Source organism: Lysinibacillus sp. FSL L8-0312 (assembly GCF_038003285.1).
GTDB classification, from domain to species: Bacteria; Bacillota; Bacilli; order Bacillales_A; family Planococcaceae; genus Lysinibacillus; species Lysinibacillus fusiformis_D.
Map to the genome: position 1 here is coordinate 3,169,911 of NZ_JBBOOV010000001.1, position 15,504 is coordinate 3,185,414.

A 15,504-nucleotide genomic window follows, 5' to 3' on the forward strand; every position below is an offset into this window, starting at 1 on the left:
ATTACTCCTGTTCAGGATTTCGTAAATAATAACCTACACCACGTCGTGTAACGATCCAAGCGGGATGACTAGGATTATCCTCAATTTTTTCCCGTAAACGACGAATTGTTACGTCAACTGTTCGTACATCACCAAAGTAATCATAGCCCCATACTGTTTGTAGTAAGTGCTCTCGTGTCATGACCTGACCAATATGTTTTCCTAAATAATGAAGTAATTCAAATTCACGATGTGTCAGTTCAATTGCTTCATCACGCTTCATTACTAAATAAGCATCTGGTTGGATAACAAGAGATCCCACAACAATCTCATTAGACTCTTCCTCAGCCTCTTCTGCTGCAGGAGCAACAACTTGTAGACGGCGCATATTAGCCTTCACACGTGCAATCAGCTCTCGTGTACTAAATGGCTTTGTGACATAATCATCTGCGCCCATCTCTAATCCTAATACTTTATCAATCTCAGAGCCCTTAGCAGTTAGCATAATAATAGGGAAATCGTATTTTTTACGTACTTCTCTACACACTTCCATTCCATCGCGCTTTGGTAGCATGATATCTAAAAGCATTAAATCTGGTTGCTCTTCCTCTACTTTTTTTAATGCCTCATCACCATCATAAGCACAAATAACTTTATAGCCTTCTTTTATCAAATTAAATTGCAAAATATCTGCGATTGGTTTTTCATCGTCAACAACTAAAATGGTTTTGTTCATTCATTCTCTCCCTTTCGCTTTTTATCTATTCTTAAACAATGTGTATTTGTAAATTCACTACTCTTAACTCTATCATGCTTTCGAGTTCTATGCATTAATCGATATTCAATCCATCTTATACAGTGACAGAAAATGATATATTCCAACAATTATTTCTCGGGAAATAATTGAAAAAAGACAGCCCACCATTTGGACTGCCTTCTATTCCACATGTTTATCGACCTACATAAGATAACGGATTCTCTAATGAACCGTTCTTTTCAACTTCAAAGTGTAAATGTGTACCTGTCGAATTTCCAGTAGAACCCATTATTCCAATTACAGAACCCTTTTCCACTACTTGGCCCACTTCAACATTAATTGAAGATAGGTGCCCATAAAGTGTCGTATAGCCATTATTGTGATTGATAACAATGCGATTACCATAGCTGCCTGAAGTACCAGCTGCAACAACTACGCCATTATCAGCAGCTAAAATATTGTAGTTACTTGGACGAGCGATATCAATACCTCGATGGAAGGCTCCCCAACGTTCACCCATGCCACTTGAAATATAGCCTCCTACTGCTGGCCATGCAAATTCACCAGTTCCTCGTGAAGAAATTACCTTTGTACCAACTACTTCAATTTGATCTACTGGTTGTTGAATAACTTTTTCTGCTAATGCAACTTTTGAAGTTTGTGCTCCATTTTCAGACGTTAATGCATAGGTTGTTTCTTTTTTTCCATTAGCGCCTTCTTGTTTAATTACTTTTTCGCCTTTATACATTGTAGGGTCTTCTTTGACCACTTTTTTAAATGGAATTTCATCTGCAACTTTCTTTTCTTTTTTCACTTCAAGTGTTACAAACGGTTTTGCCACTGTAACATTTAGTGCTTGTCCAATTTGTAAAACTGTATCCACTGTAATGTCAGGATTCAATGCTAATAGTTCGCTTGTTGTTAAATTGTGTTTTTTAGCAACCGACCCTAACACATCACCTGATTGAATGTTATATGTCTCTTGCTCAAGATAGCCTGTCATTAAATATTTTACCGCTTGCTCAGGCGATACAATTTCAGTCGGTGTAACTTTTTGCGACAATCCCGAAACTCCCTGTTTAAACGAAATATCTAATAGACGAGATTCACCATTTTGTAATTCAGGTAAATTGTTAATAGCTTGCTGGGTTTCAGCAAGTTTATCTAATTCTTGCTGAGAAACATATTGTAGCTTTAACAATTGGACAGTCTTTTCATAAGCCTCTGTATTCTCTAATGATACAACTGGTTTATGATCAACTAATAATGTAAAAGCATCGGATTTTGCTACTAAAGATTGCTCAAGTTTGGATAACGTTTCCGCATCTTTTGTTTCATTCGCAAATACTTGCTCTGGGATTATTTTAACAGCTGAACTAGCATCAATCGATAATCCTTTGAATTGCTGACTCGCTACTTTTTCCTTTGAGGCAATAATTTCTTGAATAGCTTTCTCATCAGATACTGCACCAATATATTCATTTCCCACATAAACGTGGAAAATTTTATTTAAGTTTTCTTTATTATATTCCTTAGCAAAACCCATATTAATCGTTAGGCTGGTCATTAAAACTGCAACGATTGAAGCCTTTTTAAAAGAAGAAAAATTGTAGGTGAATCTATTGTTTTCTTCTTTTCTTTTCCAAAACGAATTCATCAATAAAGCCCCTTCCAACTTTACCCTATAGTAGGATGATTTACCCACAAGGATTTTTTGCACCCTTATAATTTACCATAAAGAAAATGGCGTTTGAATGATTTCACCCTTTTGTAATGTAAATGTATTATTTATCTACTAATTGTTACATAGAATAAATTTTATATAGTTAGTAATTACTGTATTTTTATTCATATATTAGGTTATAAAAAACACCTGCCTATAGAAGGATAAAATAAACTATATTGAGCCATTGGTATATTAATCTCTAAATTTTTTCAAGTGAATTTCGACTTAATACTTTTTACTTTTTTAATATTCCGATAAACTATAAAAGAAAATACATTATTTGATTGGAGCGATTAAATTGAGTGATTCACAAACCTCTGAGATCTCAACAAAAATGTTGAGAATGCAGAAAAATAATATGCGTAAAATTTTTCTTAGGATTATTATGGTTCCGCTAGGTGCAATAATAATGGCATTGGGCTTGGAGCTATTTTTAGTACCTAACCACATCATGGATGGAGGCATCGTAGGCGTTTCCATTATCACATCTCATTTATTAAATTTACCCCTTGGTATTTTCATCTTCATTTTAAACTTACCTTTTATTTTTTTAGGCTATAAACAAATTGGGAAAACCTTTGCTATTTCTACAGGGCTCGGTATTACTGTACTTTCGTTAGCAACACTTGCCTTACATAACATACATCCATTTACGGAAGACACACTATTGGCTACAGTTTTTGGTGGAATGATTTTAGGCGTTGGTGTCGGTATTGTCATTCGTTATGGTGGTTCATTGGATGGAACTGAAATATTAGCCATCTTATTTAATAGCAAGACACCGTTTTCAGTCGGGGAAATCATTATGATCTTCAACGTCATTATTTTTGCAGTGGCAGGTTTTGTTTTTAATTGGGAGCAGGCCATGTACTCCATCATTGCATACTATATTGCCTATAAAATGATTGATATTGTTATTCAAGGATTAGAAGAATCAAAATCGGTTTATATCATAAGTGATGAAATTGATGAAATTGGACAAACGATTATGGATCGACTTGGTCGTGGTGTTACCTTCCTTCATGGGGAGGGGGCTTATACGGGGAACGATAAGAAAGTTATCTTTACCGTTATTACTCGTTTAGAAGAAGCGAAGTTAAAATCAATTGTTGCAGAAATTGATGACAATGCATTTTTAGCCATCGGTAATATCGCCGAGGTAAAAGGCGGTCGCTTTAAGAAAAGGGATATTCACTAAAAATGGGCGTACCTCATATGGCACGCCCATTTCAATTTATTTTACTTTATTAGGCTTCCCAAACATCCACTAAAACATTTGTTTGCTCACGAGCAGGTCCCACTGAGAAAGTAGCAATTTGAATGCCAGTTAACTCACTGATGCGCTCTACATAGCGTCGTGCGTTTTCAGGTAGCTCTTCTAAAGTGCGGCAGCTCGTTACATCCTCTGACCAGCCTGGAAGCTCTTCATAGATCGGCTCACATTGTTCAATAATATGAAGATTTGCTGGATACTCCGTAATTGTTTCACCTTTATAGTTATATGCTGTACAGATTTTTACTGTTTCTAAACCAGATAAAACGTCAATAGAGTTAAGTGCAAGATGTGTAATTCCACTTACACGACGTGAATGACGAACAACGACTGTATCGAACCAACCTACACGACGTGGACGACCTGTTGTTGTACCGTATTCGCGACCAACCTCACGAATTTGTTGACCCACTTCATCAAATAATTCTGTTGGGAAAGGACCATCTCCTACACGAGATGTATAGGCCTTCGATACGCCAATAACACTTGTCACACGTGATGGACCAACACCTGCTCCAATCGCTACACCACCTGCAACTGGATTTGAAGATGTTACATATGGATACGTACCTTGATCGACATCAAGTAAAATTCCTTGTGCACCTTCAAACAACACTTTGCCGCCTTCATCAAGGACATCATTTAAGATTTTAGATGTATCTGCTACATATTTTGCGATTTCTTGTCCATAGCCATAGTATTCCTCGAAAATTTCTTCGAATGTTACGCCTTCAACTTCATAGAATTTCTCAAATAATTTATTTTTAATGGCTAAATTATGACGTAGTTTTTCTTCAAAGATTTCCTTATCAAGTAAATCAGCCATACGGATTCCAATACGCGCTACTTTATCTTGATAGCAAGGTCCAATCCCTTTACAAGTTGTGCCGATTTTATTATCGCCACGACTTTCTTCATCTGCAATATCTTGCTTAATATGATAAGGCAAAATAACATGTGCACGATTAGAAATACGTAGATTATCTGTATTAATGCCGCGCTCCTGTAAACCTTTAAGCTCTGTTACTAATGACTTTGGATTGACAACTAATCCATTACCAATTACTGAAGTTTTTTCTTTATAGAAGATCCCTGATGGAATTAAATGTAGTTTGTATGTTTCACCATCAATTTTAATGGTATGTCCTGCATTATCTCCACCTGCAAAGCGAGCGATTGCATCGGCTTTTTGCGAAAGGAAATCTGTAATTTTACCTTTCCCTTCGTCTCCCCACTGTGTTCCTACAACTACTACTGATGTCATAATCAGCACCTCCGTTAGATACCTTTGTATCTCAATTTTCAAGCCTCAATCATTGTAACAATGATAGAAACGCCCCGTCAATAAAAAATAGTGAAAAAACACGAACATAAAATCAAAAAATCTGATTTAACGTTCGTGTTTAATAACAGAATGATATGAATATTATCGAACATTCAGATTAATTTAATCTATGGGTAATATTGCATTACTTAAGAGGCAACTTATCTGAATAACGACTAATCACGTGGCGGTGGTGGTGGCATTTGAGACCAATCCACATTAATGAACTTATTGAATTCCTTTTTAAAGGCCAGTGTAACGGTTCCTGTTGGACCATTACGCTGTTTTGCAATAATAATTTCGATCATATTTTTACTCTCAGATTCTTTATCGTAATAGTCATCACGATATAAAAAGGCAACAATATCAGCATCTTGCTCAATACTTCCCGATTCACGTAAGTCACTCATCATTGGTCGTTTATCCTGTCGCTGCTCAACCCCACGAGATAGCTGTGATAGTGCAATAACAGGAACCTTTAATTCACGGGCTAGTCCCTTTAAGGAACGTGAAATCTCCGATACTTCTTGCTGACGGTTTTCTCCCGGTTTGCCACTACCTTGAATTAACTGTAAATAATCGATTAAGATCATTCCGAGTCCATTTTCCTGTGCTAAACGTCGACATTTCGCACGAATTTCATTGATTCGTACACCTGGTGTATCATCAATAAAAATTCCTGAATTCGATAAACTACCCATTGCCATAGTTAGTTTACCCCAATCATCCGTAGTTAAAGCACCTGTACGTAAAACTTGTGCATCAATATTGCCTTCTGCGCAAAGCATACGCATGACAAGTTGCTCTGCACCCATCTCTAAAGAAAATATTGCCACATTCTCACGCGCTTGTACGGCGACACTTTGCGCCACATTCAACGCAAAGGCCGTTTTCCCTACAGAAGGACGTGCTGCTACAATAATTAAATCATTGCGCTGGAAGCCCGCCGTAATATTGTCTAAATCACGGAAGCCTGTCGGTATACCCGTTACATCTCCCTTTTGTGATTGAAGTTTCTCAATATTATCGAATGTTTCCACTAGCACATCTTTAACATGCTTAAAGTCACCAGCATTCTTTCGATTGGCAACCTCCATCATTTTCTTCTCTGCTTCGCCTAATAATGCCTCTACCTCGTCCTCACGTGTGTAGCCGTCCTCAACGATTTTCGTAGCTACACGAATCAATCGACGTAATAGCGCCTTTTCCTCAACGATTTTGGCGTAATGTGCGACATTAGCAGCTGTAGGGACAGCATTGGCGAGCTCTAGTAAATAAGATAGCCCGCCAACATCTTCAATCTCTTTTTTAGCTGATAACTCTTCTGTAACTGTTACAACATCTATCGCTTTTCCTTGATCACTCAAGCGTAGCATCGTTTCGAAAATTTTCTTATGGGCATTTAAATAAAAATCATCCACCAATAAAATTTCGGATGCTGTTATTAACGCCTGTGGTTCAAGAAATATTGCACCGATAACCGATTGCTCCGCCTCCCGGTTATGCGGTGGAACGCGGTCCATCATCGGTTCACTCATGGATCGTCGCTCCTTATTCTTCCGTTACATGTACTTTTAACGTTGCTGATACTTCATGGTGCAATTTTACAGGAACATTTGTAAAGCCAAGAGCACGAATGCCATCAGGTAAAGTCATTTTACGTTTATCAATTTTAATGCCATGTACTTTTTGTAATGCATCAGCAATTTGCTTTGTTGATACTGAGCCGAATAAGCGGCCACCTTCACCTGATTTTGCTTTTACCTCAACTGTTAACGCTTCTAATTTCTCTTTTAATGCTTGTGCTTCAGCTAATTCAGCTGCTGCATTTTTAGCTTCTAATTTTTTTTGTCCATCTAATTGACTCAGTGCTTGAGCATTTGCTTCAGCAGCATAGCCATTTTTAATCAGGAAATTTTGTGCATAGCCATCAGCTACATTTTTAATTTCACCTTTTTTTCCTTTTCCTTTAACGTCTTTTAAAAATACTACTTTCATTAGTCAGAACTCCCTTCAAAGACCTCATTTATGGCCTCTTCTAAATGTTTTTTCACACCATCAATGGATTTAGCCTCTATTTGACAGGCAGCATTCGTTAAATGTCCACCGCCGCCAAGCCTTTCCATGATGAGCTGTACATTGACCTCCCCTAGAGATCGTGCACTTATACCAATTTTTCCATCTGCTCGATGTGCAATGACAAAGGATGCACTAACATCCTTCATGGTTAGTAAAATATCTGCTGTTTGTGCAATTAAAACAGAGTCATACACTTTCGATTCCTCTCCTACAGCAATAGCTACTCCAGGTTTTACAAATTGCACGGTTTGCACAATTTTGGAGCGCTCAATATAGGTGTCCACATCTTCTTTTAAAAGACGCTGCACCAATATTGTATCAGCACCATTCGTTCGTAAATAAGAAGCCGCTTCAAATGTACGTGCTCCTGTTCGAAGTGTAAAGCTTTTGGTATCGACAATAATGCCTGCCAGTAACGCAGTAGCCTCTAGCATATTGATCTTTGCACGCTTCGGCTGATATTCTAGTAACTCTGTCACTAACTCAGCCGTCGATGATGCATATGGTTCCATATAAACAAGTGTAGGATTTTCTATAAAGTCCTCACTTCGACGATGGTGGTCGATTACGACAACCTTTTCAGCTAGCTTCAATAAGTGTTCATCGATGACTAAATTCGGTTTATGAGTATCTACGATCACGAGCAATGATTTTTCTGTCATTTTCCCAGCAGCTTCCTCAGGTGTTAGGAAATTTTCATAGAAATCGGATTTACTCTCAATTTCATTCATGAGTCGTGTCACACTACCATTTAATTCATCAAAGTTTATAATGACATAGCCTTTTACATCATTCATCTGAGCCATTTTTCGTACACCGACAGATGCACCTATGGAATCCATATCAGGATTTTTATGTCCCATAACAAACACTTGGTCACTGTCTTGAATTAAATCACGCAATGCGTGTGAAATGACGCGAGCTCTAACTCGTGTACGCTTTTCAACTGGATTCGTTTTCCCACCGTAAAATTTAAGCTTTCCAGTAGGTTGTTTGATCGCCACTTGGTCACCGCCACGTCCTAATACAAGATCTAGACTCGATTGTGCCAATTCACCAAGCTCTACTAGTGATGATGATCCAGCCCCTACACCAATACTTAATGTTAATGATAAATTTTTCTGAGCTGTTTTTTCTCGAATAGTATCTAAAATAGCAAATTTTTTCTTTTCAAGCTCTGTTAAAATAGATTCGTTTAGTACCGCTAAAAAACGATCTGATGATATTCGTTTGACAAATACACCATGCTCAGCAGCCCATTCATTGACAATTGACGTAACCATCGTATTTGTTAAACTTCGTGGTTGGTCGTCCATAGCTTGTGTGATTTCATCATAATTGTCGACAAATAAGATAGCAATAACTGTACGATCTGCATAGTATTGCTTTTCAATGGCAATCTGTTCTGTTATATCAAAGAAGTATAGTAATCGTTCCTCTTTTTTATAATACACACGATATTTCCGATCACTTAGTGTAATCGTAGCCTCGTTTGTTTCCTCGGTCTTCATTAATACATAGATGTCGTCAGATATATCGACAATACCTTCTCCCACTAATGATTCCATATTTAAGATACCTTGCATATATGGATTCGACCATTCGATTTCATATTGCTCGTTAACGAGCAATATCCCGATAGGCATTTCAAGCAATGCCTCTTCGCCTACTTTTTTCATTCGGAAGGAAATGGATTCAATATGCTTTTCAGTTTCTTCAAAAGCAATCTTTTCTACCTTCCATGTGTAGGCCATTAATAAAATAAAACCTACCCCATAACCGATACCTATCCCGATATTCCAAATACATAGAAGCACGAACGTCACAATTCCAAATATGGAAAGAACAAAAAGCGGATAGCGAATTGGTCGTTTTCTAAAAGTCCCCATTACAATCAGCCCCTTATTCTTTAGTTTTCCCCTTTACAAGTGCACGTACGTCAAAACCTAAATCAACAATACCAAGTAAAATCATGAAGGATGATAACGGAATAGCTAATACGGTAGCTACCCATTTTACTCCCGTTGGCATGCCCTTTTTAGAAATGAAATAATGGATAAAAGATATCCCTTGTAGAATGAGTAAAATCCATAAAATATAAGAAACATTTAATACAATTATATCTAACGTGGAACCAGCCTCTGGACGCATAAACAGATTAATGCATAAAACAATCATGTAATACCATAAAATAGAGCGTGGTAATCTCATATTTTGGAACGGAGCAAACTTCGGTACATCTACTCCTAGTCGTTTTAAAGCTGGTAAATTTAACGTGATGATAATAAATGCAGCAAAAAATGCTGATATTGTTATCGTTGCAGGCATCGTCAGCTCGATTGTTTTAAGCATCGCCTCAAGCTGTTCTGGTTGTAAAGCTACTTGCCCCGTTACACTTTTTGCAAATTCATTAGATTGTTCATAATTTTTACGAACCATTTCTAAACTCATGCTAATGAAGTCAATTCCTGCAAGTTTTACATAGGCAAGATAAACCATTGCCATGGAGATTAGATTAGCAATCCCTGTTGACATAAATAAATAGAGCTTACTTTTCTTCAGATAAATTGCATTACCCATAATGACACCTAATAGCCCTAAAATAAAGGCAAACGGTAGCATGGTTATTCCACTCGTGATAGTGGTTAGGATACAGCCTACTATTGCGACGAGTATTGATGAGGAACGCTTGTAATTTGCACTATACCAAGCAATCGGTAGAGGAGCGAATAATAAAGCTACTATAAAGATGAATGGTACATATGCAGAAATCAGCATTAATATTGTAAAAAGTGCAACCATCATTGAGCCTTGTACAAGCGCTTTTGTTTGATTATTCGGCATTGAAAACCTTCCTTTTTTTCAGTCAAACTTACTACCCTTTATTGTACCATTTTTTCATAGTATTGAACAAAAATCACTTAGATCACTATATGCATTGCCATTAATTTTATCATTCTTGTTTAGTATTATTGCGCTTGCTTATAAAATACTTTGGTACATTACTGGTGCAAATTCAATGGTCCATGAAGAGAAAACGTATATTAGGCTTGAAAAAATGACTTTTACCTATAACAAAAAACCAGCATATACTGATTCGAATATCGTAATATGCTGGTTTTTAAGTTGATGTAAGGTCCGTTACCTTAACGTCATCAATCTTATTTATCTTCTGCTACGAATGAAAGTAATCCCATGATACGAGATACTTTGATAGCTGAAGTTAATCTTAGCGCTAGTGCCAGTTACGCGACGTGGTAAAATTTTACCTCACTCAGAGATGGATTTTTTTAATAAATCCACATCTTTATAGTCGATGTGCGTAATATTGTTTGAAGTGCAGTAGCAAACTTTGCGGCCTCCGTGACGTGGTGCCATAGTATGTCTCCTTCTTACCATACAGTATGTAATCCTTGTGTATTCAATTGATAACACTATCAAACAAAAAAACATGTATAATCTGAGTTTTATTATTCTAGACCAATCCCTCCTTTCTTCTTTGTATTTTAAACACAAAAAGCCCTTGAGGGATAGAATCATGTTAGATACAGAATTAGGCAGAGCTATCCTGTATTTGATGCAATCTCAAGGGCTGTTAAGTGTTAATTGCACGAGTTATCAACTCAAAAAAATAATGTCTACTTTTTTGTTGCAGATAAATATATTAATTACCAAAAAGAAGGAAATTTAGATTTGGTGTAGAATCAATAATTTGTAACAAAATACTAAAAATGGGAGGTTTTATTATGTCGATGGCAAAAAAAATGTATTTGCCAGTATTAATGATCTTTACTGTTTTTTGTTTAGGTTTGTCTCCAGCTAAAGATGTTTCTGTGCAAGCTGAGGATGCTCCGAGTATTGTTGTAGTTACCGGCAAACTTGCTAAGGAACTGGTTAATACAACGCTTCGTGCAGTCGAGAAGGGGAAAGTTGAGAATGTAGCTCCTGTGTCTGCATTTGATTTGGAAGGTTCGAGTGTGTACACTGTTGGTGGTGGAGTTACGGCGGTTACAGTTCCTTTGCATGGGGATTATAGCCTTCCTAGTAATATAACGGTATTCTTAGATGAGGATCATAATGTATTGCAGACAAATGAAATGCTGGTTACCCAGAATGAGCTAGGAAACTTCCAGGTTTCGACGTATTTGAATGGAACACTTGTTAAATCTCAGGATACTGGGATTGCTTATATGACGGATGAAGAATTACTTGCAGAAGAGCCATCTATGATTCAACCGATGGGTATAGGAGCAGTGGCAAGTTGTCTTGGAGCAGTACTTGGTGTCGGTGGTACGGTGGCTTATATTATTGCGGTTGCGTGTGGCGGTTCGTGTGCAGCACCGACACCAGTAACTGCTCCAATCTGTGCTGCATGTATTGGAGCATATGCTGTTATTGGTGCAGGGGGTATTGCTGGAGCGGTAGCTTGTTTCAACTACCTGTGAGGTGATTAGATGAATAAGGTTTTGGCAATCTCGATTTTAGGAATGGGTTTAACTGGTGCCGTTTTAATCATCTCGGTCGCCTTGTTGTTCAAATCTCCAATAGGAATTGTGTTACAGATGGTTACGGCTGCTTCAACATTAGCTTTCGTTATTTTCGCTGTCTCGGCTTTAGTATTTCGTCGGCGATTAGATGCAAAAAGAGAGTAATATATTTATCAAATGAATAAAGCCGTGGTATTAAGGAGTAGTCAACTTTGACTGCTCTTTTTTACTGAGGATGATTTTAAACAAGAGGTAAAAGAATACAATTTTATTTTGTCTAAGCGTTCGAAAATAAATTCCGACTTGTTCCTTCTAATTTCAGTTTATAAAACTGCTTAGTAAATATGTCCTCCAGCTATATCTTTTCATAGAAAAATATATTTAGAAAGTTTATACGAGATACATATTCAGATTAACTCACACTTTTAGTGTTTTAACTATAAAAGGAACTAGTTGTTGCTAAGTAACGATTTAATGTTGCAGGAGAAACCTTTTTACTAGCTTGACGATTATCAATAAACTCAATGAAGTTCGGTATATCTGCTGGTTTTACTTCATAGAATTTCAAACTCTCCTATTTAGCCATAAATAAAAAACCTTTAAATCTTCTAAATAACCTTTTACAGTATTTGATGATAACCCTTTTTGTTCTAAAGTATTTATAAAATCTAAGGCCTCTACAATAATCCGTAGCTATTGCTATAATATTTTTACATATATTTGAAATTAAGTACATAAAAAAAGTACAACAAAGGTTCAATAACCAATGTTGTACTTTTTTTAATATTATTTGTCTTCTGCTACGAATGGAAGTAATCCCATGATACGAGATACTTTAATAGCTGAAGTTAATTTACGTTGGTACTTTGCACTTGTGCCAGTTACGCGACGTGGTAAAATTTTACCGCGCTCAGAGATGAATTTTTTTAATAAATCTACATCTTTGTAGTCGATGTGCGTAATATTGTTTGAAGTGAAGTAGCAAACTTTACGGCGTTTGCGGCCTCCGCGACGTGGTGCCATAGTATGTCTCCTCCTTATCTTATTATAATTTTAGAAGCATTAGAATGGAAGATCATCCTCAGATACTTCTATTGGCCCTTTGCTATTCGCAAATGGATCCTCATCTACACGTGTATAATTCGGCTGATTCATAGGTGGTTGATTTTGCTGATAAGCATCGCCGCCATAGGAACCCTGTCCTGGCATTGCGCCGCCACCAAACTGTTGTTGTGGTTGACCACCGCCATATGACGGTTGGTTATTACCGTAAGTTTGTCCACCACCGTATTGAGGAGCAGGTGCACCGCTACCATTACGGGGTTCTAAAAACTGTACGCTATCTGCCACGACATCTGTTGTGTATACTCGCTTACCGTCTTGTCCTTCATAACTGCCTGTTTGAATACGGCCTTCTACCCCAATTAAACTTCCTTTTCGCATGAAGTTCGCTAGGTTTTCAGCCTGTTTTCGCCATGCAACACAGCTAATGAAATCAGCTTCGCGTTCACCTTGTTGATTTGAGAATGCACGGTTTACAGCAACTGTAAATCTTGTAGACGCAATTCCATTTGGTGTATAACGTAGCTCAGGATCTTTTGTTAGTCTTCCGACTAATACGACACGGTTTATCATCAGAATGCAACCTCCTTTTCAGCGTTTTGTTAAAAATTAATTATTAAGCTTCTTGGCGAACTGCAATGTGGCGAATGATGTCTTCGCTGATGTTAGCAAGACGTGTATATTCGTTGATTGCATCTGAAGAAGCGTTTACTTTTACGATTTGGTAGTAACCTTCGCGGAAGTCTTTAATTTCATAAGCTAAGCGGCGTTTGCCCCACTCTTTTGATTCGATGACTTCTGCACCGTTAGAAGTTAAGATTTCGTTGAAACGTTCAACTAAAGCTTTCTTCGCTTCGTCTTCAATGTTCGGACGTACGATGTACATTAATTCGTATTTTCTCATCTGTTTACACCTCCTTATGGACTTAGGCTCTCCTATTGAAGGGAGCAAGGAGCAAGTAATTAATTATTACTCACATCAATGAATTGTAACATATAGATATATTTCTTTCAAGTCACAAACTAATAATTCATTATATAATGACAGTATATTTGAAAGGAGCGCCTTCATGCTAACTAATAATAAAGAGCCTATTGTTATCGAATTAGATTTAAAGAAATTAATGATCGACAATTTTGTGATCACTAGTGGTCTTGTCATATTATTTACAGCTATTCAATATATTTGCTTTAAAGATTTTCATTTCTCTGTTTGGAACATGGTTGGTGGCACAGCACTGTTCGTGGTGTTGTATATTATTTTTATTATCCTACATGAGGTTTTTCATTTAATTGGCTTTATGCTTTTTGGCAAAGTGCCCTTTAAGGCTTTAAAATACGGCATCAATTTAGAGCTTGGCATTGCCTATGCGACGACTGAACAGCCTCTTTTCAATCATGCTATGAAAAAGGCTCTATTACTGCCATTCTGGACAACCGGCATCCTTCCAACCATCGTTGGGTTTTATCTCAATAGTACGGTTTTGATCCTGATTGGGGCTTTTTTAATAGCAGGAGCAGTAGGTGATTTTGCCATGTATAAAGAATTACGAAAATATCCAAGAGATGCTTTGATACGGGATGATCCCAAATTGCCGAAACTTTATGTCTATCTACCACTGGAAAAGGATAGCTCACTAAAGTAACACTTCATCATTCAAAGAATCTGTAGCGTAGAAATGACTAGCTACAGATTCTAATTTAAGGCGTTAAAAATCCGTGCTGGGCCGCTGTGTATAAATTTCTCCAAATACGATTAATAGTGGATGTTTCTGTAATAGCATCCATACCAAGACTGCGTATTAAATTATTCGCTATCTCTAGGCAAGCTGCAGCAATATCCTTACTCATTTGTGTAAATTGTGATAAGTCCTCTTCGGATAATTGATCACCACATTGATGTAATTCCCAATATTTAGATAATGTTGTATAGAATTGTTCCTCGTATTGCTTGTAACGTTTCTGCTGTTGCATTAATAAAAACTGAAGGGATCCAATATGCTCAGCCCAGCTTCTATCATGATTTCGTTGCTTCATTAAAACGGTTGCTTCTTCTAAAAAATTCTCTGTTATCCCAAGACAAACACTTAAAAAGGAAGCTTCCGCAAAAGTGGTAAATGGAAAGCTATGTACTGAATCGCCATAATTATTTCTGATTGTACCTAATTGAAAAGTAGCTTCCTGTGGTACCCAAACATTGTTCACACGGATTGTATGACTTGCTGTTGCCTTCAAGCCCATGGCACACCAATCGTTCAAAATTTCAACATCTTGCGGGTTCACTGAGCAGCTAATAATTTTTTCTGTTTTGACACCATTTTCTTCAATATAGCAGTTCATTGTAAATGTTGACGCATAGTTAGAGCCACTACAATACTTCCACTGCCCCGTTATGTAGTAGCCTCCATCTGTTTTTACAGCTATTCCCGTTGGATAACCACTGCCTGCTATGACTGCTTCTTTAGGCATATAGATTTTCTCACAAATATCCTGGCTGAATGTTGGGATAAATGCATTTCCACCTGTACCAATAGTAATTAGCCAGCCGACATTACCATCGAGTGCAGACATTTGCTGAAATACTTTTACACCCTCTACTAAATCTAAATCCTTACCACCTAATTCTTTTGACGTGAACAATTTAAATAATTGTTGCTCATAAATAAAATCTAAGACGTCCTGTGGTAGCATCCCCAGTTGCTCAAACTCTAAACCACGTTCCTTAATTTGCAAAGCATTCATGCGTTAGTCGCCTCCATACGTTAAAAATTCTGATAATGATACAATCGAAAAAGGGCAACCATTTTCGATTGCCCT

General features: G+C 37.2%; 16 protein-coding genes and 1 pseudogene. 4 read left to right on the top strand and 13 right to left on the bottom strand.

Translation table 11 applies throughout. The annotated features are described in order from the left end of the window. Position 1: 1 nt before the first annotated feature. Complete coding sequence (gene yycF / locus MHI22_RS16035; protein ID WP_036077923.1) at positions 2-715, bottom strand: response regulator YycF; 714 nt, start codon at positions 713-715, stop codon at positions 2-4. A gap of 214 nt (positions 716-929) precedes the next feature. Beyond that, positions 930-2,393 carry a M23 family metallopeptidase gene (locus MHI22_RS16040; RefSeq protein ID WP_058844077.1) on the bottom strand — a complete coding sequence of 488 codons (1,464 nt, stop codon included), beginning with the start codon at positions 2,391-2,393 and terminating at the stop codon, positions 930-932. Between the two features lie 427 nt (positions 2,394-2,820). Between MHI22_RS16040 and MHI22_RS16045 the strand changes: the two genes are divergently transcribed. Continuing rightward, positions 2,821-3,660 (top strand): YitT family protein, encoded by an 840-nt coding sequence (locus MHI22_RS16045; protein WP_423791722.1) that lies wholly within the window; start codon positions 2,821-2,823, stop codon positions 3,658-3,660. A gap of 49 nt (positions 3,661-3,709) precedes the next feature. Here the strand turns inward: MHI22_RS16045 and MHI22_RS16050 are convergent, their stop codons facing one another. The 6 genes and pseudogenes from MHI22_RS16050 to rpsR (MHI22_RS16075) form a co-directional block, all read right to left on the bottom strand. After that, positions 3,710-4,999: an adenylosuccinate synthase gene (locus MHI22_RS16050; RefSeq protein WP_036119360.1), complete on the bottom strand. Its 1,290-nt coding sequence runs from the start codon at positions 4,997-4,999 to the stop codon at positions 3,710-3,712. 236 nt (positions 5,000-5,235) lie between these two features. Then, a complete protein-coding gene (gene dnaB / locus MHI22_RS16055) occupies positions 5,236-6,597 on the bottom strand; it encodes a replicative DNA helicase (protein WP_036119357.1) in 1,362 nt (453 codons plus the stop codon). A 13-nt stretch (positions 6,598-6,610) separates the two neighbouring features. Beyond that, positions 6,611-7,057 carry a 50S ribosomal protein L9 gene (gene rplI, locus MHI22_RS16060; RefSeq protein ID WP_036119355.1) on the bottom strand — a complete coding sequence of 149 codons (447 nt, stop codon included), beginning with the start codon at positions 7,055-7,057 and terminating at the stop codon, positions 6,611-6,613. Next, the gene (locus MHI22_RS16065) at positions 7,057-9,027 is read right to left on the bottom strand and encodes a DHH family phosphoesterase (protein ID WP_036119352.1); all 1,971 of its coding nucleotides are present in this window, start codon (positions 9,025-9,027) and stop codon (positions 7,057-7,059) included. The genes rplI and MHI22_RS16065 overlap by 1 nt, the downstream gene beginning before the upstream one ends. Positions 9,028-9,040: 13 nt before the next feature. Further along, positions 9,041-9,982, bottom strand: a complete 942-nt coding sequence (locus MHI22_RS16070) for a YybS family protein (protein ID WP_271911969.1) — start codon at positions 9,980-9,982, stop codon at positions 9,041-9,043. A gap of 317 nt (positions 9,983-10,299) precedes the next feature. Next, positions 10,300-10,516, bottom strand: a pseudogene (rpsR, locus tag MHI22_RS16075) (30S ribosomal protein S18). Between the two features lie 368 nt (positions 10,517-10,884). Between rpsR (MHI22_RS16075) and MHI22_RS16080 the strand changes: the two are divergent. Continuing rightward, the gene (locus tag MHI22_RS16080) at positions 10,885-11,583 is read left to right on the top strand and encodes a hypothetical protein (RefSeq protein WP_271911971.1); all 699 of its coding nucleotides are present in this window, start codon (positions 10,885-10,887) and stop codon (positions 11,581-11,583) included. Between the two features lie 9 nt (positions 11,584-11,592). Further along, a complete protein-coding gene (locus MHI22_RS16085) occupies positions 11,593-11,790 on the top strand; it encodes a hypothetical protein (RefSeq protein ID WP_036119346.1) in 198 nt (65 codons plus the stop codon). Between the two features lie 268 nt (positions 11,791-12,058). Here MHI22_RS16085 and MHI22_RS16090 read toward each other — a convergent pair whose 3' ends face one another. The 4 genes from MHI22_RS16090 to rpsF form a co-directional block, all read right to left on the bottom strand. Next, the gene (locus tag MHI22_RS16090) at positions 12,059-12,193 is read right to left on the bottom strand and encodes a hypothetical protein (protein WP_340809633.1); all 135 of its coding nucleotides are present in this window, start codon (positions 12,191-12,193) and stop codon (positions 12,059-12,061) included. Between the two features lie 218 nt (positions 12,194-12,411). Next, positions 12,412-12,648: a 30S ribosomal protein S18 gene (gene rpsR / locus MHI22_RS16095; RefSeq protein ID WP_004233359.1), complete on the bottom strand. Its 237-nt coding sequence runs from the start codon at positions 12,646-12,648 to the stop codon at positions 12,412-12,414. Positions 12,649-12,687: 39 nt separating this feature from the next. Next, on the bottom strand, positions 12,688-13,260 hold the full coding sequence (gene ssb / locus MHI22_RS16100) for a single-stranded DNA-binding protein (protein ID WP_058844074.1): 573 nt from the start codon (positions 13,258-13,260) through the stop codon (positions 12,688-12,690). Between the two features lie 43 nt (positions 13,261-13,303). Then, positions 13,304-13,591, bottom strand: a complete 288-nt coding sequence (gene rpsF, locus MHI22_RS16105; RefSeq protein WP_036119511.1) for a 30S ribosomal protein S6 — start codon at positions 13,589-13,591, stop codon at positions 13,304-13,306. A 166-nt stretch (positions 13,592-13,757) separates the two neighbouring features. On the opposite strand from rpsF, the gene MHI22_RS16110 reads away from it, so the two are divergent. Beyond that, entirely contained in the window at positions 13,758-14,333 is a 576-nt protein-coding gene (locus MHI22_RS16110; protein WP_330493819.1) for a DUF3267 domain-containing protein, read from the top strand. 55 nt (positions 14,334-14,388) lie between these two features. Here MHI22_RS16110 and MHI22_RS16115 read toward each other — a convergent pair whose 3' ends face one another. Next, positions 14,389-15,429, bottom strand: a complete 1,041-nt coding sequence (locus MHI22_RS16115) for an acyl-CoA dehydrogenase (protein WP_340812380.1) — start codon at positions 15,427-15,429, stop codon at positions 14,389-14,391. Positions 15,430-15,504: the final 75 nt, after the last annotated feature.